Annotated in this window: 10 protein-coding genes; all 10 read left to right on the top strand. The window is 35.5% G+C overall.

Features of this window, described 5'->3' with window-relative positions; genetic code table 11:
* Positions 1 to 88 precede the first annotated feature (88 nt).
* The gene (locus tag ACP6PL_RS17075) at positions 89 to 2,626 is read left to right on the top strand and encodes a condensation domain-containing protein (RefSeq protein ID WP_426546460.1); all 2,538 of its coding nucleotides are present in this window, start codon (positions 89 to 91) and stop codon (positions 2,624 to 2,626) included.
* Positions 2,627 to 2,785: 159 nt separating this feature from the next.
* On the top strand, positions 2,786 to 10,630 hold the full coding sequence (locus ACP6PL_RS17070; protein WP_426546459.1) for an amino acid adenylation domain-containing protein: 7,845 nt from the start codon (positions 2,786 to 2,788) through the stop codon (positions 10,628 to 10,630).
* 510 nt (positions 10,631 to 11,140) lie between these two features.
* Positions 11,141 to 12,157: a TauD/TfdA family dioxygenase gene (locus ACP6PL_RS17065; protein WP_426546458.1), complete on the top strand. Its 1,017-nt coding sequence runs from the start codon at positions 11,141 to 11,143 to the stop codon at positions 12,155 to 12,157.
* Between the two features lie 250 nt (positions 12,158 to 12,407).
* Positions 12,408 to 18,203, top strand: coding sequence for an SDR family oxidoreductase (locus ACP6PL_RS17060; protein WP_426546457.1), 5,796 nt, complete (start codon positions 12,408 to 12,410; stop codon positions 18,201 to 18,203).
* Positions 18,204 to 18,497: 294 nt separating this feature from the next.
* A complete protein-coding gene (locus tag ACP6PL_RS17055; protein ID WP_426546456.1) occupies positions 18,498 to 19,442 on the top strand; it encodes an aldo/keto reductase in 945 nt (314 codons plus the stop codon).
* A 59-nt stretch (positions 19,443 to 19,501) separates the two neighbouring features.
* Complete coding sequence (locus ACP6PL_RS17050) at positions 19,502 to 19,678, top strand: hypothetical protein (protein WP_426546455.1); 177 nt, start codon at positions 19,502 to 19,504, stop codon at positions 19,676 to 19,678.
* 96 nt (positions 19,679 to 19,774) lie between these two features.
* Positions 19,775 to 20,521, top strand: coding sequence for a hypothetical protein (locus tag ACP6PL_RS17045; RefSeq protein ID WP_426546454.1), 747 nt, complete (start codon positions 19,775 to 19,777; stop codon positions 20,519 to 20,521).
* Positions 20,522 to 20,848: 327 nt separating this feature from the next.
* Positions 20,849 to 21,055, top strand: a complete 207-nt coding sequence (locus ACP6PL_RS17040; protein WP_426546453.1) for a hypothetical protein — start codon at positions 20,849 to 20,851, stop codon at positions 21,053 to 21,055.
* Between the two features lie 57 nt (positions 21,056 to 21,112).
* Complete coding sequence (locus ACP6PL_RS17035) at positions 21,113 to 21,400, top strand: hypothetical protein (protein ID WP_426546452.1); 288 nt, start codon at positions 21,113 to 21,115, stop codon at positions 21,398 to 21,400.
* Between the two features lie 21 nt (positions 21,401 to 21,421).
* Entirely contained in the window at positions 21,422 to 21,850 is a 429-nt protein-coding gene (locus ACP6PL_RS17030; RefSeq protein ID WP_426546505.1) for an NAD(+) synthetase, read from the top strand.
* Positions 21,851 to 21,900 lie beyond the last annotated feature (50 nt).

Raw genomic sequence — 21,900 nt, 5'->3', positions numbered from 1 at the left:
TTATGATGATTTTTATAATTATGATTAACAGAAAATTTTTAAGATTATGACTACTGACTATTAAAAAAACTACTGACTACTGGAAAAGATGATGACTTTAAATCAAATTGAACAACAAAAAATAGCTAAAAAACTAACAACTCTCTCTGATAAAAAACGGATAGCACTAATCAAATTATTAACTAAGGAAGGAATAGATCCACTCAAGTTACCGATCGCTCCTGCCATCAGAAAATCAAATAAATTTCCTCTATCTTGGGCACAGGAAAGACTGTGGTTTCTCTACCAACTAGAGGGACCAAATGCTACCTATAATGATTCTGGATGGTTAAGGATTACAGGCGATATCAACTATGATGCTCTCAAGTCAGCTATAGTAGAGATTGGCCGTCGCCATGAAGTATTACGCACTCGGTTTCAAGAGGACAACGGTACTTCAGTACAAATAGTTGAACCAGAGCTTAACTTCCAATTTGAAGTTAACGATTGGCAAAATCTATCTCCTACTCAACAGCAAACCGACTTGCAAAAATACGCCCGACAAGAAGCGGCAAAACCTTTTAATCTGACTACAGGCCATCTGTTAAGAGTTAGTATACTAAAATTCTCAGCCACAGAATCAATACTACTGGTGACAATGCACCATATCATCATTGACGCTTGGTCCTTTGGAGTATTTATCAAAGAATTTTCTGCTCTCTACACTGCCTATAGTCAGGGTAAGTCATCCCCGTTAACAGAATTACCTATTCAATACGCTGACTATAGTATTTGGCAACGACAATGGTTAAGTGAGGAAATTCTAGAAAATCTGATTTCTTATTGGAGGCAACAACTGGCAGGGGCACCCCCTACTTTGGAGTTACCATTTAAGAAGGAAGATACAGGGGTTAGAAGTGGGCAAAGTAAAGTTGAATCTTTTACTGTTTCTCCCACAATTACAGAAAAACTCCAAGCTTTGAGTCGTCAACAAGGCGTAACTTTATTTATGACATTGTTGGCAGCTTGGCAAACTCTGTTGTATCGTTATACAAATTCTGATGATATTGTTGTAGGTACCGATATTGCTAATCGCAACCGAGCAGAAACAGAATCTCTGATTGGTTTTTTTGTAAATTTGCTAGTGATACGAACTAACTTATCTGGTAATCCTACTTTTAAAGAGTTGCTAAAGCGAGTTCAGGAAGTGACTTTAGGAGCTTATGCTCATCAAGATTTACCATTTGCTAAATTGGTAGATGTTTTGCGGCCTGAGAGAAAAAATAATACAACTCCACTATTTCAAGTGTTGTTTGTGTTTCTAAATACTCCGAAGTCTAAGTTTGAACTTCCTAATTTAACTATCGAACCTTTGGGGATTGATAATGGAGCAACTAGATTTGACTTGACTATATTTGTTGAGGAAACTGAGGCTGGAATTACTTGGGATTTAAGATATAATACCGACCTTTTTGAACAACAAGATATCGCTAAAATGTCCGGCAATTTACAAACATTATTAAGTAATATTGCCAATAATCCAGATACTAAAATTAAGGAGTTAGAAATGCTGACTGAATCAGAAAAAGAAGCTCAAGTAGCTGCTAAAGCTAAACGAACTAAAGCTAATTTTAAAAAGTTTAAGTCTATCAAACCCAAGGCAGTTAGTCTGCCACAAAAAGATTTAATTAAAACGAGTTATTTACAACCAGAACAAACGCTTCCTTTAGTCATTGAACCTAACAGTGAGGAGGTCGATATAGCTGACTGGGCAACGAATAACCGAGAATTTTTTGAGACTAATTTACGTCAACATGGTGCAATTTTGTTTAAAGATTTTAATATTAATTCTATCTCAAAATTTGAAAAGGTTGCTGGTGCTATTTCCTCCAATTTATTTGGAGAATATGGAGATTTACCAAGGGAAGGTGTCAGTAAGAAAGTTTATGGTTCCACGCCTTATCCAGAGGATAAAGCTATCCTATTTCATAATGAAAGTTCTCATTTACATCGTTGGCCTCAGAAAATATTTTTCCTATGTGTAAAAGCAGCAGAATCAGGGGGAGACACTCCTATTGTTGACTGTCGAAAGGTTTATCAAATGTTGAGTCCTCAGTTACGAGAAAAATTAGAGGAAAAACAATTAATGTATGTCAGAAATTATGTTGAAGATTTGGACGTAAGCTGGCAAGACTTTTTCCACACTAACAATAAATCGGAGGTTGAAACTTATTGTAAAAATGCTGGAATGGAATTTGAGTGGTTAGAAAATAATGGTTTAAAAACTGCTAAATTAAGACCAGCAATTACTACTCATCCCAAAACTGGAGAAAAGATATTTTTTAATCAAATTCAGTTACATCACATTTCATATTTAGATGCTGCTGTGCGCGAATCTTTATTATCTGAATTTGGAGAAAAAAGTCTGCCTCGAAATGTTTATTATGGTGATGGTTCTCCTATTGAAGATTCAGTAATTGAAGAAATTGGAGCGATTTATGAAAAGGCTACAATTAGTTTTCCTTGGCAAGCAGGAAATATGATTATGTTAGATAATATGCTGATTGCTCATGGTCGTAATCCTTATGTTGGCGAACGAAAAATTGTTGTAGCAATGGGAGAATTAATGGAGGAATCAGAAAATTAATCAAGTGTTTGTAGTAGGGCTTCAGCCCGATAATTAGAACTAATTAAAAAATTAAAAAATTAATCAATTGCTTGTAGTAGGGCTTCAGCCCGATACTTTGAATTATAGGGCTAAAGCCCTACTACGAACTTTACTACCTAAAATTATAAAATAATAACTATGACTACTTTAACTATCGCGGGATATAGACTCTCTCCCCAACAAAAATATCTCTGGCAATTACAAGAAAATAATATTAACTATTTAGCAAAATGTACGATAAAAATTAAAGGTAAGATAAAAGTAGATATTCTCAAATCTGCTTTAGAAAAAATCCTCAACCGACATGATAATTTTCGCACAATATTCCAGCGTCACCCTGGTATAAAAATGCCGATTCAAGTCATCTTAGATAATGGTAAAATTTCCTGGACTCATATAAATTTAAGTAACTTAAAATCGGATAAGCAAACAGAGCAAATAGGGGAAATATTACAGAATCAAAATGGTTTAATAGCTCAACTTGACCAAGAACCTATATTTCCTACAGCTTTCGTAACTCTATCTGAAGAAGAACATATTTTATTAATTAGCTTACCTGCACTTACTGCTGATAGTTTCACTCTGAATAATTTGGTTCAACAAATTAGTGAAAGCTATGATTTATGCCTCAAAGAATCAGATTTTGAAGAGGAAGCGGTACAATATTTGCAATTCTCAGAATGGCAAAATGAATTGTTGGAAGAAGAGGATGCAGAAACCGAAATAGCTTATTGGCAAAATCAACAATTCCAGTCAGTGAATTTACCTTTTGAAAACTCTCAGTTTGAGGAGGAAAAATTTACACCGGAACAATATAGTTTAAATTTAGATGCAAATTTTATTGCTAAGTTAGAAGCAAATATTTCACCTAATATTAGTATTGAAAATTTTTTACTTGGTTGTTGGCAGACTTTACTTTGGCGACTCACAAAACAATCGGATATTACTGTTAAGACGGTCTTTTCTGGCAGACAATATGAAGATCTGGAAGAAGTAATGGGTTTACTGGCAAAATATTTACCTATTTCTTGTCAGTTAGAAGAGAATTTGAAATTTACTAAATTATTAGAAGAAATTAGCGATCGCCTCACGGAAGCTTCAGAAAGACAAGAATATTTTATTAATTCAGAAACAGAACTTCCTGCTATTAGTTTTGAGTTTATCGATCTTTCAAAAATCTATTATGGAGGAGATTTATCTTTTACTTTAGAAAATCAGTCTGTCATTTTTGACAACTTCAAAATTAAGCTAAATTGTCTCAAAACTCAGTCATCTATCACAGCAGAATTTCAATATGATTCGGAACTGATAAATATTGATGTAATTAAATCTTTTGCCAAGCAATTTGAAGCTTTAGTTGCCAGTGCTATTGAAAATATAGATGCTACGATTAGCCAGTTAAATATATTCAGTGAATCTGAAAGTCAACGTCTTTTAGATGAGTTAAACCAAACTGAACAAAATTACCCACAAGAAAAATTAATTTATCAAATATTTGAGTCACAAGTAGAACTTTACCCCAATAATATAGCAGTAGTATTTGAAGACCAAAAACTTACTTATGCAGAACTGAATTCTCAAGCAAATCAACTCGCTCATTATTTACAAAAAAAAGGAGTTGAACCAGAAACAATAGTAGGCATTTTTATAGAGCGATCGCTTGAAGTAATCATAGCTATATTAGCTATTCTTAAAGCTGGTGCTGCATACTTACCTTTAGACACAAAATTACCAGAAGAAAATTTAGCTTTTCGCTTAGAAGATGCTGGAGTTAATATCCTATTATCTCAGTCAGAAATTGCACCGAAAAACCTCAATCAAAACATCAAAATCATCACTAAAACTGATGAAAATATTGCCCAACAACCACAAACAAATCCTACTAGCAAAGTCAGCACAGAAAATCTAGCATACATTCTCTATACATCCGGTTCCACAGGCAAACCTAAAGGTGTGGCGATCGAACACCAACAAATTCTAAATTATCTCCACGGTATCCAAGAAAAACTGCAAATTTCTTCTACTGCAACATCCGCAATAGTCTCCACTTTTGCTGCGGATTTGGGTAACACAGTTATTTTCCCGACTTTATGCAGTGGGGGATGTCTGCACATTATTTCCCAAGAATGCGCCTCCGATGCAACAGCACTAGCAAATTATTTTCAACGCTATCCCATCGACTACCTAAAAATTGTTCCTTCTCATCTGTCAGCTCTTTTAATATCAAACCCATCTCCCTTTTTGTTGCCACGTCAATGTTTAATCTTGGGAGGAGAAGCAGCAACATGGGATTTAATTGCTAACATTCAGCAGCACTCCCCTGAATGTCGTATTCTCAATCATTACGGGCCTACAGAAACTACCGTTGGCGCTCTCACCTATCCAGTTGATAAGCCCAACAAATACAATGCTAAAACTGTTCCCATCGGTATCCCTATACCTAATGCTCAAGTCTATGTATTAGATGAAAAATTGCAACCAGTTCCGGTTGGGGTTGCCGGAGAGCTTCATATTGGAGGTGCCGGTTTAGCTCGTGGTTATCTGAACCGTCCAGAATTAACAGCGGAAAAATTTATTTCCAAAGAAGGGAACAGGGAACAGGGAACAGGGAACAGGTTATATAAAACAGGAGATTTAGTACGGTATTTACCAGATGGGAATATTGAATTTCTCGGACGTATTGATAACCAGGTCAAAATTCGTGGTTTTCGTATAGAGTTGGGAGAAATAGAAGCAGCGATCGCCTCCCATCCAGAAGTACAAACTGCCGTAGTTATTGTCAAGGGTGATGACTCTAGCAATAAGCGTTTAATCGCCTATTTCGTACCTACTAAAAAACAGTTTTCTCCTAATAATTTACGTCAGTTTCTCCAAGAAAAATTAGCAGACTATGCTATTCCATCAGCTTTTGTCAAACTAGAATTTTTACCACTTACTCCCAACGGTAAAATTGACAAAAAAGCTTTACCTGAACCTGACAATGTTCGTCGCGAATTAGAAAATTTTGTTGCTCCCCGCAACCCAACAGAAGAACTTTTAGCTAATATTTGGTCTCAACTATTAAAAGTAGAAAAAATCGGCATCCACGATGATTTTTTCTCAGTTGGAGGAAATTCCTTATTAGCAACCCAAGTGATCTCTCGGTTGCGAATAGCATTTGAAACAGAAATTCCCCTCAAATATTTATTTGACTTTCCTACAATTGGAGAAATTAGTAAAGCTATAGATGAATTTAAGGGAGAAAAACTACAGCTACCTCCTATTGAACCAATTTCACGAAATAACGATATTCCCCTATCTTTTGCCCAACAACGACTTTTGTTTCTCAATCTCTTGGAGGAAGAAAGTACCGCTTACCATAACCCTGCTGCCCTACAACTAACAGGAAAACTCAATATTTCTGCTCTGGAAAAAACGATTGAGGAAATTGTTCGTCGTCACGAAATCTTGCGCACAAATTTTGTGATGAAAAATGAAAATCCCATACAGGTAATTAATTCTCCATCTAGTTTAAATTTCCCAATAATTGATTTGCAGTCATTGCCAGAAACAGAAAAATTAACTGCTGCACAAAAAAAAGTAATAGAAGAACAAACAAAAGTTTTTGACTTGAGTAATGGTTCCCTATTGCGAGTTTCTCTGCTCAAACTAGGAGAAGAATCTCATATTTTGTCAGTGGTAATGCACCATATAGTTACTGATGGTTGGTCAACTGGAATATTCATCCGAGAATTATCTACTCTTTATCAAGCATTCTCAGAAGGAAAACCTTCGACTTTGCCGGAGTTATCTGTTCAATATGCTGATTTTGCTTACTGGCAACGTCAGTGGTTATCACAAGAATTGCGAGATGCTAATCTCAACTATTGGAAGCAACAGTTAGCAGGGGCACCAGCATTATTAGAATTACCAGGCGATCGCCCTCGTCCAGCTATTCAAACTTTCCGAGGCAGTCTTGAATCATTTCGGGTAAATTCTACAATAACTCAGAAGTTGAAAACCCTGAGTCAGGAGTCAGGAGCTACTTTATTTATGACTTTGCTGAGTGCTTTTGTAGTTTTACTCTCGCGCTATAGCAACCAAGATGATATTGTAGTCGGTTCTCCTATTGCCAATCGCGATCGCTCGGAAATTGAACCATTGATTGGCTTTTTTATAAATACCTTGGTTTTGCGGACTCAATTGGAAGGTAATCCTAATTTCTCAGATGTATTGAAACAAGTACGACAGGTGACTCTAGAAAGTTACACTCGTCAAGATGTACCTTTTGAGCAATTAGTAGAAGCTTTACAACCAGAACGCTCTCTCAGTTATAGTCCTCTATTTCAGGTGATGTTTATTTTGCAAAATGCGCCGATGGATAAACTGGAGCTACCTGGTTTAACTTTAACTCCTTTGGGTGGGGACAATGTGACAGCAAAGTTCGATTTAACTTTGTCTATGAGAGAGATAGACACAGAAATTGAAGGATTTTTAGAATACAATACGGATATTTTTGATGCAACTACGATTATTCGTATGGGAGAGCATTTTCAGCAGTTATTAGAAGCAATTATTGCAAATCCCGAACAACCTATTACCAAAATTCCTCTCTTAAAAGAAGCAGAGCGCAATCAATTATTAGTGGAGTGGAATGATACAGCAGTCGAATATCCCTCAGATAAATGTATTCATCAGTTGTTTGAGGAGCAAGTTGAGAAAAATCCTGATGCAGTTGCCGTCGTATTTGAGCAGGAGCAATTAACATATCAACAGCTAAACGCCAAAGCTAATCAACTTGCTCGCTACCTGCAAAGTTTAGGAGTGAAACCAGAAACATTGGTGGGTATTTCTATAGATCGTTCCCTGGAAATGGTAATAGGATTATTAGGAATATTAAAAGCAGGTGGTGCCTATGTTCCGATAGATCCCAGTTATCCCCCAGAACGTTTGAGTTATATGTTAGAAGATTCAGCATTACCAGTGTTGCTCACCAGTGGATCGGTAATGGAGCTTTTGCCGGAACATTCTGCACAAGCGATCTGTTTGGATAGCAATTGGGATGCTATTGCAACTCAGAGTATTGAGAATATAGTTAGTGGGGTGACTCCAGAGAATTTGGCTTATACAATCTATACTTCAGGTTCTACCGGAAAACCCAAAGGAGTTCAAATCTGTCACCAGTCTGTAGTCAACTTCTTAGTATCCATGAATAGTTATCTGAGATTGACTGCAGAAGATACCCTCAGTGCCATTACTACCATATCCTTTGACATTGCAGCTTTGGAGTTATATCTCCCACTGACTTTAGGAGCAAAACTGGCTGTGATTTCCCGTCAAATAGCCACTGATGGTAATCAGTTATTGGATTACTTAGAAAAATCATCCACAACAGTGATGCAAGCAACTCCTGCTACCTGGCAAATGCTCTTAACTGCTGGTTTATCAAAGGCTAACTTAGACATCAAAATCTTATGTGGTGGAGAAGCATTGACTGTTAAAATGGCCAACGAACTTAAGAAAAGTGGTATGGAGCTATGGAACCTCTACGGTCCGACAGAAGCGACAATTTGGTCAGCGATTTATAATGTAGGAAATGATTCCAAGCTTATAGAAAGTGGAAAAGTAACTACACCCATAGGTAGTCCCATTGCCAATACTCAACTTTATATTTTAGACAAGAATGATCAACCAGTACCCATTGGAGTCGCAGGAGAATTACATATTGGTGGTACGGGTTTAGCACGGGGATATTTGAACAGACCGGAATTAACAGCAGAAAAATTTATTATCTGGAAGGAGTCAGGAGGTAGGGACGTTGCATGCAACGTCCTTACGGAGTCAGGAGTTAGGAAGGAAGAAGAACTCACAAGTCTGAAGTTAGAGGGGCAGAGGTTATATAAAACAGGAGATTTAGCTCGATATTTGCCTGACGGTAACATAGAGTATCTAGGTCGTATTGATAATCAGGTGAAACTCCGAGGTTTCCGCATAGAACTAGGAGAAATAGAATCAGTTTTAAACCAATATCCAAAAGTAGAACAGACAGTAGTAACTGTTCAAGAATATAATCCTGGTGACAAACGTTTAGTCGCCTATCTTGTTTGCCATTCCGAATCACCTACGACTGATGAACTACGGTCTTTTGTTAAAGAAAAACTACCAGACTACATGATTCCATCAGCTTTTGTGATGTTGGAAGCTTTCCCTCTAACTCCCAATGGCAAAATTAATCGTCGGGCATTGAAACCACCTACAGACTGGGGTAGTTCTGCCCAAAGTTTTGTACCACCTAGCACCCCAGTTGAGAAACAACTAGCAGCTATCTGGTCAGAAGTTTTAAGGATAGAAAAGGTCGGTATTCACGATAACTTCTTTGAAATAGGCGGTCATTCACTTTTAGTCATTCAAGTTCAGAATAGACTTAAAGAAATATTCTCCACTAAGCTCACAGTTATCGACCTATTTAAAAATCCTACGATCGCCACCCTAGCGCGAATAGTGGAATTAATTTCGACAACTGAGATTTCAGAAAGTCAATCTATTCAACCTATATCGCGCCAACTCAAATTACCTCTATCATTTTCTCAACAACGTCTATGGTTTATCGACCAACTTGAGAAAAATGCTGCCTACAATATTTCCTTATCTACACGTTTGCATGGCATTTTGAAGTTGGATATTTTGGAGCAAGCATTTGTAGAAATTATCCGCAGACATGAAGTTTTGCGGACTAGCTTTCAAGTAGTCGATGGAGAAGCAGTACAAATAATTTCTGACAATACAGATTTTAGCCTTTCAGTTATCGACTGGCGAGAACTACCAAAAGCAGAGCAGGAAGAAAAAGTTCGAGAATTAGGAATATCGGAAGGTCAACACATCTTTGACTTGAGCCAAAACCCATTATTGCGAGTCAGCCTAATCAAACTGACAGAGCAAGAACATATATTAGTATTTGTCATTCATCATATTATTTTCGATGAGTGGTCATTTGGTATCCTGATTCAGGAGTTAGCGACTTTATATGATGCTTTTGCTCGTGGGAAGCGATCGCCTCTATCAGACCTTTCTATTCAATATGCTGACTTTGCCTACTGGCAACGACAATATTTACAAGGCAACTTGTTTACCGAACAACTAGCTTACTGGCAACAACAGTTAGCAGGGGTTCCGACGGTGTTAGCTTTACCCAAAGACAAACCGCGCTCAGAAGTGCAGAGTTTTCGAGGTGCAACTACTACGTTCGAGTTGCCATCAGAACTCAGTAACAAGATTAAAGAAGTGAGTCAGTCTGAGAAGGTAACATTATTTATGATGTTGTTGACTGGGTTTCAAACGTTATTTTACTGTTATAGTCAGCAACAAGATTTTTGTATTGGTTCTCCTATTGCTAACCGTAACCGACGGGAAACGGAAGGAATTATCGGATTTTTTGTCAATACTTTGGTGTTGCGTGCTAATTCATCTGGCAATCCCAGTTTTCGGGAGTTATTGCAGCGAGTTAAAGAGACAGCAATGGGAGCTTTTGCTCATCAAGATTTGCCATTTGAAAAGTTGTTAGAAGAGTTAAAAATTGAGCGTTCTTTAAGTCATAATCCACTATTTCAGGTGTGGTTTGTGTTTAATAATATGCCGATGTCTACATTAAAAATGTCAGGATTAAATTTTACTCCTCTGGAACTTGACAATGGATTTGTCAGACACGATTTAAGATTGGGTTTATGGGAAACAACCGTAGGTTTTTCTGGTTCTTTTCAGTATAAAACTGATTTGTTTGATGCTGAAACTATTAACTCTATGGTCAAAGATTTGGAAACTATTTTTACTCACATTGTAGGAAATGTAGATATGAAATTAAGTGAAATGTCAGATATTATTCAGGATTCTCAGAAACAAAAACAAATTTTGCAGGAGCAAGAATTAGAAAACAAGAATCGGCAAAAGTTGAAAAAGATGAAAAGAATCAGGAGTCAGGAGTCAGGAGTCAGGAGTCAGAATGAATAGCTTCGATACGGTTTATTAGTTCATACAGCAGATTCCAAGTATATGAAGTACAAATATTAACAATTCAATGAATGTATGTGCGGGCATCTTGCCCGCGTGGGTATACCTCACAAAACTGGAATCCGCTGTAACTTATATCAAGTCCGGTTGAATAGTTATAAATAATTAGGGAGGAGTCAGGAGACTCGAGACTCGAGAAAAGAATGTACGAGGAGAAAGAAGTGTTTTTATCACGTTCTTATCCGGACATGGTATTACTTCAAAATCCTATAAAACAGATTTGGGATTAAATAAATATGGTTTGATTTGATACCTCAAACAAATCTAATTAATCAAAAAAATATCAAACATGACTACTCAAATAAAACAGTCCGAACCAAGCAGATTTGATATTAAACTGAATACCATCCAATCTCAATAAAGTTAAAAATAATAAATCAAAATATGGTTAGGTTGAGGAAACAGAAACAAAACCTAGGAAAAAAACTCTTAATAACTACTCAAATAAAGATGAATAAAATAGGCACTATTAAACGCAAAAAAGTTAAATTATCCTCCCAAGAACTGGTGAAAATTTATCCATTCCAATTGGGTAATAATTTACCAGTTGTAATTGAACCATCTCAAGAAAAGTTAGACTTAGTTGGTTGGGCTACAAATAATCAAGAGTTAATTGAAACTCATCTGTTAAAAGAAGGGGGAATTTTATTTAGGAATTTCCAATTAAATGGGATTGCTGAATTTGAAAATTTTATGCAATCTACTTTCGGTAAGTTGTTGGAATATTCTTACCGTTCGACACCCCGAACTCAAGTCAATAATCAAATATATACTTCGACAGAATACCCGCCAGAACAATCTATTCCTTTGCACAATGAAATGGCATATAGTCTTAGCTGGCCGATAAAAATTTGTTTTTATTGTGTTCAAGCTGCTGAAGAAGGAGGTGCTACACCAATAGCTAATAGTCGAAAGATTTTTGAACGTATTAATCCTAGTATTAGGGAAAAGTTTCAGGAAAAAAAAGTAATGTATGTCCGGAACTATGGCAATGGATTAGATTTACCTTGGGAAACTGTTTTTCAAACTAATGATAAATCTGAAGTAGAAAAATATTGTCATTCTGCTGGAATTAAATTTGATTGGAAAGAGGAAAATTCTCTCAGAACTTATCAAATTTGTCAGGCTGTTGCTAACCATCCAAAAACAGGAGAAATGGTATGGTTTAATCAAGCTCATCTATTTCATATATCGAATTTAACGAAGCAAGTTCAAGAGCAACTTTTATCTGTTGTGTCAGAAGATGAACTTCCTCGTAATGCTTATTATGGTGATGGTACTCCTATTGAGTCATCTATTCTTGATGAAATTCGGGAAATTTATCAGCAAGAAGCAATACATTTTCCTTGGCAAAGTGGGGATGTTTTATTACTAGATAATATGTTAACTGCTCATGGTAGAACTCCTTTTGTCGGTAAACGTAAAGTAGTAGTAGGAATGGCTGAATCAGTAGTCAGTAGTCAGTAGTAAGAATTTAAGCAAGGAAATTATAAAGTCAAAAAATGATCTTAAGAGCTACTTCTACTGACTCCTAACGACTAATATTATGTTCGGATAATCCACTTATAATAAAGTTTTTTTAGTAGTAGGGTTGAAGCCCTATCTACAGTTCGGGCTGAAGCCCTACTACGAGCTTATAATAACTACTAAAAAAACTACTGACTCCTAACGACTAACTACTAAAAAAAACTACTAAAAAATAATAAGGAATAAAAATATGAATAATTTGGTAGCTGAAACAGAACCAGAAATTACTGAAGGATATCGACTATCTCCACAACAACGACATCTGTGGTTTTTACAACAAGCTGAAACAACGGCAAAATATTTAGCTAAATGTGCAATTTCAATTTCTGGTAAATTTGATTTACAAATACTCAAATCTGCCTTAAATAAAATAGGCGATCGCTATGAAATTTTTCGGACAAATTTTGACTCCTTACCAGGAATGACAGTAGGAGTACAAATTATTAGAGATGTGAATATTTCCTGGGGAAAAGAACATGATTTAACTCAGGTATATTCCAATCAAAAAATGGCAGAATTTGAAAAAATCTGGTCAAGTTTCAGTCAGAAAATTTTTGACTTAAAACAAGGGTCTCTATTTCATGTATCTTTAGTAAAAATGTCTTCCGAAGAGCAGATTTTACTAATTAATTTACCCACCCTAAATGCTGATTCAAAAAGTCTGCAAATTTTAGTCAACGAACTTAGTCAAGAATATGCTGCTTGTTTAGAAGGAAATGAATTACCTGAAGCTGAATTACAATATGCAGATATTGCTGAGTGGCAAAATGAATTGTTGGAAGCTGAGGAGGCTAAACTAGGAAAGGAATATTGGCAAAAACAAGATATTTCCCATCGTTTTAATTTAGAAATTCCTTTTGCAAAACAGTCGGAAGAATTTCAACCTCAAGTTGAAAAAATTACAATTGATGGAAATTTAGCTGACAATATAGAAAGTATTACCAAGCAACTTGATGTTTCCACATCTGACTTTTTATTAACTTGTTGGTTAACATTAATTTCCAGACTTACCAAAGAATCAAATATTCTACTAGGTATTGTCGGGAATGGTCGTAGATATGAAGAATTAGAAACGGCATTAGGATTATTTGCTAAACATTTACCTTTGTCTTGCCAAGTCGAGGAAGATTTAAAGTTTTACCAACTATTAGAACGGGTAAAATTATCCGTATCTGAAGTTTTAAAATGGCAGGAATATTTTACATGGGAACAATTTGTTGCATCAACAGAAAATTACTCTGAGGAATGTTTTTTACCTCTGAGCTTTGAATTTATTGAACTTAACAATATTTCCGGCAATACGAATTTTTCCCTAGACAGAATTTACACTTGCATTGATAAATATCAAGTCAAACTGGTTGTTACTAAAAGCGACAAATTAACCGCCGAATTTCACTACGATGCTAATGCTTATCATCTTGAGGATATCCAAAGATTAGGAGAACAATTTCAAACATTATTAACTGGTGCTGTTGAAAATACAGCAGCAGAAATTAGTCAGTTAAAAATTAACAATGATCGTCACTTACAACAACTGCAGGTTGAATTTAACAATACTCAAAAAACTTACCCAGTCAATCAATGTATTCACAAGATATTTGAAGAACAAGCAAAACTAAATCCAGATAATATTGCCATTGTATTTGAAGATCAAAAAATATCATACGCTGAACTCAACGCTAAAAGTAATCAACTTGCCCATTATTTACAACGACAAGGAATCAAACCAGATGTACCAGTTGCTATTTATAGCGATCGCTCCCTAGAAATAATTATTGCCATCTTAGCAATACTCAAAGCAGGAGGCGCATATCTACCTCTAGATTCAAAGTTACCTCTAGAAAATCTGAGTTTCAGATTACAAGATGCTAACGCACCAGTAGTTCTAACTAAACAGTACTTAGTCAAAAATTTATCCAATAATGAAATAGAAAAAATCTGTCTCGACAGCGACTGGGATAAAATTTCTCAGGAAAGCACGGAAAACCCTAGCAGCGAAGTTACCCCAGAAAACCTCATCTATATAATATACACTTCCGGTTCCACTGGAAAACCGAAAGGAGTCGCAGTCGAACATCAACAACTTTTCAATTATATCTACAGTATTCAAGACAGACTAGAATTTACTATTGCTACATACGCAATAATCTCTACATTTGCTGCCGATCTCGGAAACACTGTTGTTTTTCCTGCCTTATGTTCTGGAGGATGTCTGCATATAATCTCAGAAGAACGTGTTTTTGATGCGGAAGCTCTGACAGACTATTTCAGCAATCATCCCATCGACTGCATGAAAATAGTACCTTCCCATTTGGGAGCGCTCTTATCTTCATCCGATCCAGAAAAAATCCTGCCTCGTCAACGACTAATTCTTGGAGGAGAAGCACTCTCATGGCAATTATTAGAACGCATCCAAAAATTAGCACCCGATCTGCAAATTTTTAATCATTACGGCCCCAGTGAAACCACCGTCGGCGTAACTACCCTTAAATTACAGAATATGGAACTTCCTTCTGCTACAGGAAGAGAATATAACAGTTATGCCAAAACAGTACCTTTGGGGCGCCCGATTGCTAATACCTACATCCATATATTAGATAAACATCAGGAACCAGTACCCATTGGAGTAGCAGGGGAACTGCATATTGGTGGAGCAGGATTAAGTCGTGGTTATCTCAACCGTCCAGAGTTGACAGCAGAAAAATTTATTATCTGGAAGGAGTCAGGAGGTAGGGACGTTGCATGCAACGTCCGTACGGAGTCAGAATATGTAAAGGAAGAAAGAAGTCAGAAGTCAGAAGGGAAGAGGTTATATAAGACTGGAGACTTAGCTCGGTATTTGCCAGATGGAAATATAGAATTTCTCGGACGCATTGACAACCAGATTAAAATCCACGGTTTCCGCGTAGAGTTGGGAGAAATAGAAACCGCAATTAACCAACATCCAGCAGTAACAGAAACTGTAGTTATACTCCGAAAAGATGAACCAGAGCGCCAACGGTTGGTAGCTTATATTGTTTTAAACCAAGAATTAGAATCTGTGAGTGAAAAACTCCGAGATTTTCTCACAGCAAAACTACCAGAACCGACAATACCCTCAACATTTGTACCACTCAAATCATTACCTCTGACAGCTAACGGTAAAATCGATCGTCAAGCACTTCCTACTCCCGAAACAATTCTCAGTCAAAATACTTTTATTGCTCCTACTAGCACAGTAGAAAAGCAACTGGCAGAAATTTGGGCAGAGGTACTGAGAATAGAAAAAGTCAGCATCAACGACAACTTTTTTGGATTAGGAGGTGATTCAATTCTAGGTATTCAGGTAATTGCCAAAGCTAACCAAGTTGGTTTGAATATAACTCCCAAACAATTATTTGCATATCAAACGATCGCTAAATTAAGCACTGTTATTGATGCGCTCCCTGCTTTTATTGCAGAACAAGGAATTGTTACAGGCGAAGTTCCCCTTACTCCCATCCAGCATTGGTTTTTTGAGCAAAATCTACCAGAAGCACATCATTGGAATCAATCAGTTTTGCTGGAAGTCTCCCCAGAAATTAATCTCACATTATTAGAAGAAACTTTATCCCATCTCCTACAACATCACGATGGTTTGCGGTTACGGTTTGTGCAGGATAAAGAAAAGTGGCAACAATTTTTAGAGGAACCCAAGGAGCAAATACCTTTTGTCCGAATAGCTGTTACCGATGATTCAGAATTTGAAGATTTAGCAACTCAAATACAAGCAAGTCTTAACCTCTCCCAAGAATTGATAAAAGTCGCTTTGTTTGAATTTCCTGGAAATCAGTCAAACCGTCTATTACTAGCAATTCATCATTTAGTTGTGGATGGTATTTCTTGGCGCGTCTTGCTCGAAGACTTTCAAACTGTTTACCAACAACTTAGTCAAGGTAGCGAAATTAAACTACCTGGAAAAACAACTTCGTTTAAAAAATGGTCTGAAAAATTAGGCGATTATGCTAAGTCAGAAGAACTGAAATCAGAACTAAACTATTGGATAAAAGAACTTAGTCAACCTGTCACTTATCTGCAAAAAGATTATCCAGAGGGGGATAATACTGTAGCACTATCTAAAACAGTATCAGTTGCACTAACTGTAGAAGAAACTCAAGCTTTACTTCAGGAAGTGCCAGCAGTTTATCAAACTCAAATTAATGATGTGCTGCTAACAGCTTTAGTGCTAGCTTGGCAACAACAAACAAGAAATCCTTCCCTACTGCTAGATTTGGAGAGTCATGGACGGGAGGATATTTTCTCCGACGTGAACCTTTCGCGCACAACTGGTTGGTTTACTTCTATATTTCCAGTGGGATTAAATTTACACGCAGATGTAGAAGTAGGAGATGCTTTGAAAATAGTGAAGGAGAAATTACGGGCAATTCCTAATGGTGGAATTGGATATGGTTTATTGCGCTATCTCAGCGATGAGGAAACTGTTAATCAACTACAGGATTTGCCAAAAAGTGATATCAGGTTTAATTATTTAGGTCAATTTGATGGAAATTTACAGCCATCTTCTTTATTTAAACCTGCTTCCGAGTCTCGTGGAATTGGTCGTAGTTTAAAGGGAACTCGCTCTTATCTTCTTGATATAAATGGCTTGGTTTCTGGGGGGAAATTGCAACTTAATTGGACTTATAGTTCTGCTATTCACCATCAAAATACTATCAAAAATTTAGCTGAATGTTATGTTGAAAAATTACGAGAAATTATACAACATTGTCAGTCTATAGAAGTAAGTGATTATATTCCCTCCGACGTTTCTAATGCTATACCCGATGATCAAGAAATTAATTTCAATGCAGAAGCAATTTTAGACCCTACCATTGTTCCTGCGACCATAGTTGGTAAAAATATTATTAATCCAAATAATATTTTATTGACAGGAGCAACTGGTTTTATTGGAACTTATTTACTGAATGAATTACTCCAAAAAACTTCGGCAAATATCTATTGCTTAGTTCGTGCCACTGATACTAATTCAGCCAAACAAAAACTGCAAAGTAAACTAGAATCATATTTCCTTTGGGATGAAGCATTTAGCTCCAGAATTATCCCTCTTGTGGGAGATTTGTCCGCAAAATCTTTAGGACTATCAATAGAGCAATTTAACTATCTAGCTAATCAAATTGATGTTATTTATCATAATGGAGCTTTGGTTAATCATATTTATCCCTATAGTGTACTCAAACCAGCTAATGTTTTAGGTACTCAAGAAATTTTAAGATTAGCTAGTAAAATTCATGTAAAACCCGTACATTTTATGTCTACTCTTTCAGTTTTATCATTACCTAATAATTCTGAAAGTACAATTATTTTTGAATCCGATACTCTCAGTGAATTTCCCTGGAATGAAAAAGGTTATACACACAGTAAATGGGTAGCAGAAAAATTGATAATGGCAGCACAAGATAGAGGAATTCCTACCTGTATCTATCGACTAGGAATGATAACAGGAGATACTAACACTGGTGTCAGTAATATTAATGATAGAATTTGTCGCATGATTCAAGGTTGTATTCAACTAGGAATGGTACCAACTCTAGAAGACGAAAAAATTGGTTGGGTTCCTGTAAACGAAGCCATTCAAGCAATTGTTCATCTGTCTCAACAAGAGAAATCTTTAGGTAAAGCTTTTCATTTAACTCACCCTGAACCTGGATCTTATAATAATCTATTTGATTGTATTTGCTCATTAGATTCTTCGGTGAAGAAAGTTTCCTTAAACGATTGGATAAAAAAATTATCAACTTCTCCAGAAAATTCATATTATGCTTTTTATCTTTTAAATTTGGAGTTGAATAATCAAAAATCTCCAGAAGAAAAGTCAGATAAAAAATCAATAACTATTGATAATAGTAATACTAAAAATGGATTAGCTGGTAGTAACATCATGTTTACTTCTATAAATAAGAAATATATTCAAACTATGCTTCAATATTTACAGCAGTCTTCAAGTTAATGAAATAAACAATTTTAGGAATAAGCGTAAATAGGAAATAGAAATAAGGGAGTTGCATAATTGCGGGATGATAATTGAATTTGCAGAAACTGAAGCTTTTGAAAAATCAGGGCAAATTTTCAGGAAAATATCAAAGTCATCCCTTAATAATGCAACACCAAAATTACTATTAAACTTTACCTAATCCATCCTAAAAAATACTATCGATTACAGTATTTTTTTAGACTAATTTACATAATATGGGTTTCAAGTAATCCCTCAATAGTTCATTTTTTTAGCAAAAATATAGAATTTATGGTAACGACAGATTTTAACAAAAATCAATTAGCTATCACTCCGATAATTATTGGCACTTTATCATGGGTTAACACATCATCTAATAGTTATGGCATTGAGTACGGTGAAGCTGAATTAGAAGGAGCTTTTAAAGCAGCTTTAGATGGGGGGATAAATTTCTTTGATACTGCGGAAAGTTATGGCAAAGGTTTATCAGAAGAACTACTAGCAAAATTTATGCAAACAACTGAACAACCAGTACAAATTTCTAGTAAATATGCACCAAGATTGTGGCGTTTTTTTCCATTTTCTGTTACTAATGCCTTAACTGCTAGTTTGGAACGATTAAGACTGCCAAAAATTCAATTATACCAAGTCCATTGGCCTTTGACTTACTTGATGAGTCAAAAAACGTTATTAAATACCTTGGCAGATGAAGTAAAAAATGGCAGAATTGAAGCTGTTGGTGTCAGTAAATATTCTCTAGAACAAATGCAAAAAGCTTATGAAATATTGGGAGCGCAGGGCGTCAAATTAGCAACAAATCAATTGAAATATTCTCTTCTATACCGTCAAATAGAAACTCAAGGATTTCTCGATAAAGCAAAGGAATTAGGAATTACAATTTTAGCTTTTTGTCCTTTAGCTAAAGGATTACTTACTGGCAAATACACAGTTGATCAATTACCTACAGACGGTCGTAAACCAAGACCTGATTTTAATAAAAGTGAGTTAGAAAAAATAGAACCTGTAATATCATTGTTAACAAAAATAGGAAAAAAATATGATAAAACTCCAGCACAAGTGGCGTTAAATTGGTTGATTTGTCAAGACAATGTTATTCCAATTGTTGGTTGCAAAAATGCCGAACAGGTACGACAAAATATTGGAGCTACAGGTTGGAAAATTAGTCAAGATGAATTTAATCAATTAGAACAAATAACCCGCCCTTGGCTAAAATAAAGGAAATAGTGGGAATTATATAGCAATTTGAATCTCGCTCTTTATTATCTTTATTTTCTGTGGATAAAATCTCAGCAGTCGATTCTGTAGCTTTTGGTTACTTAAATGAATATGATTTAGAAAATAATTGTATTAGTCTGAATTATGTTATTGAAAATTTATTTGAAAATATGCCACTTTTAAGAAGTGTTATAAAAACTGATTTTGGTAAAATTGGTGCAATAATTTTACCTTGATTTAGTTCCGAGCTATATGGCGATTGAGATGCTCTAGTAAGTACAATTGTTTAAGCCATTTCTAAAGCTTCAACAATTGGTGCTAAATGTGTTGCTTTGACTGGCTTAATTCCTTCTGCTACTGATTATGGTTCTGCAATTGCTAAGGCGATTGCTAATCGTCAGGATTTACCAAAAATTACGACTGGACATAGAACAACTGGTGCTACTGTTGTACTTACTATTAAGAAGATATGTGAGCACAGTGGACGAAATTTAAGGGCACAACAAGTAGGATTTATTGGCTTAGGTTCTGTGGAAATGAATGTGCTGCCGTTAATGTTGAAATGCTTACCACCTCCTCAAGAAATTACTCTTTGTGATGTTTATAGTAAGTTAGAATTTTTGGAAAATATTAAACAAGAATTAGTGCAAAAATTTGGTTTTAAAGGTCAGATAAACTTGGCATTATCAAAAACAACAGTTCCCGAACAAATTTACGATGCTACTTTAATTGTTGGTGCTACAAATGTGGCTAATGTATTAGATATTATGCAGGTTAAACCTGGTACATTAATTGTTGATGATTCTGATCCTCATTGTTTTTCGGAAGAACAAGCTATTCAACGTTTTCAGGAACAAGAAGATATCTTATTTAGTGAGGGTAGAGTATTGCGATCGCTATCTCCTCTGAAAAAAACAATCTATTTACCATCCTCTGTAGAAAAGATGATGAATAATGTTCAAAAGGCAGCAATTTTCAATTCAAATCCTTTTAATATTATGGGTTGTGTTTTTTCTGGTTTACTATCATCTAAGTTCGAGCAACTGGAAGCTACTGTAGGAATTTGTGATGGAGAATAGTCTCAATTACATTATCAAATGTTGCAAGAATTAGAATTTGAAGCTGGGGATCTACATTGTGGAGAATATGTATTCCCACAAGCATCAATTGCCAATTTTTGACACCGTTTTGGCAAAGATTTAGTAAAGCAATAATTGTAGCTATTAGACCATTATTGCATCTGACTTTAATTAGGAATTTTGATTAAATAAGTTCCTAATTAAAACCACATTCAAAATCTACTGTAAATTTCACTTCCACTTAATCCTGTTATTGGTGATATTTCCGGCAATGCCCAATTAATTTTTGATTCTGCACAAAAAGCACAAAGTTTAGATGCTAAGTTGATGATAACTCCAGAATTATCATTTATAAGTTATCCGCCACGAGATTTATTAATTTATCGTAGTTTAATAGAAGCTGCTGCTGTAGAATTAGAAAAGTTAGCTCAAGATTTACCATCAGAAATAGCAGTTTTAGTAGGAACTGTAATTTTTAATTCTCAAGCTGCTAAAAATGGAGAAAAATCATTATTTACAGCGTTTTTCATATGAATAAACCACAATCATACTGACTCATTACTCCTTACTCCTTACTCCTACAACATTTTTGTGGTCTACTCAACTGAAAAGCACTGTAATAGTGCAGCTTTATTAGCCAATAGAAAAGTTAAACAAATATTTCATAAACGACTTTTACCTACTTATGATGTCTTTGACGAAGACCGATATTTTGAACCGGGTAACACTAGCGATTTTTTTACATTAGAAATTTCTCCTGAAATATCAGAATATTCAGCTAAAGTTGGTGTGACTATTTGCGAAGATTTGTGGAATGATGCAGAATTTTGGGGAAAGCGAAATTATACTTGTGATCCAATGAAAGAATTGGCGGAATAACAGGTTAATTTTGTGATTAATATGTCAGCTTCTACCTATCGAGTCAGAAAACAAAAATTGCGAGAGGCAATGTTTGAACATAGTACGAATCGTTATCAAATACCAATTATTTATGTTAATCAAGTTGGTGGGAATGACGATCTAATTTTTGATGGTTGTAGTGTGGTTTTTAATAGTGCTGGAAATATTATTTATCATGCTAAAGCTTTTGAGACAAGTTTGGCAGTTGTAGAATTTAATTCGGCAAAAAAAGATTTAATCTCAGTGAATTTTGAAAATATAAATTTGCCAGAAAGTGAGGATGAAGAAATTTGGTCTGCTTTAGTTTTAGGAGTAAAAGATTATGTGAAGAAGTATGGTTTTTCTAAAGTTGTTCTGGGTTTAAGTGGAGGAATAGATTCGGCTTTAGTCACAGCGATCGCTACTGCTGCATTCAGAGGTGGTAAATAAACAGGACTTACGCAAAGACACTATATATAGCGTATACTAAATAGAGCGAT

The sequence above is a fragment of the Dapis purpurea BLCC-M126 genome (assembly GCF_050015975.1).
GTDB lineage: Bacteria > Cyanobacteriota > Cyanobacteriia > Cyanobacteriales > Microcoleaceae > Trichodesmium.
This window is presented reverse-complemented; position numbering and strand designations above follow the sequence as displayed.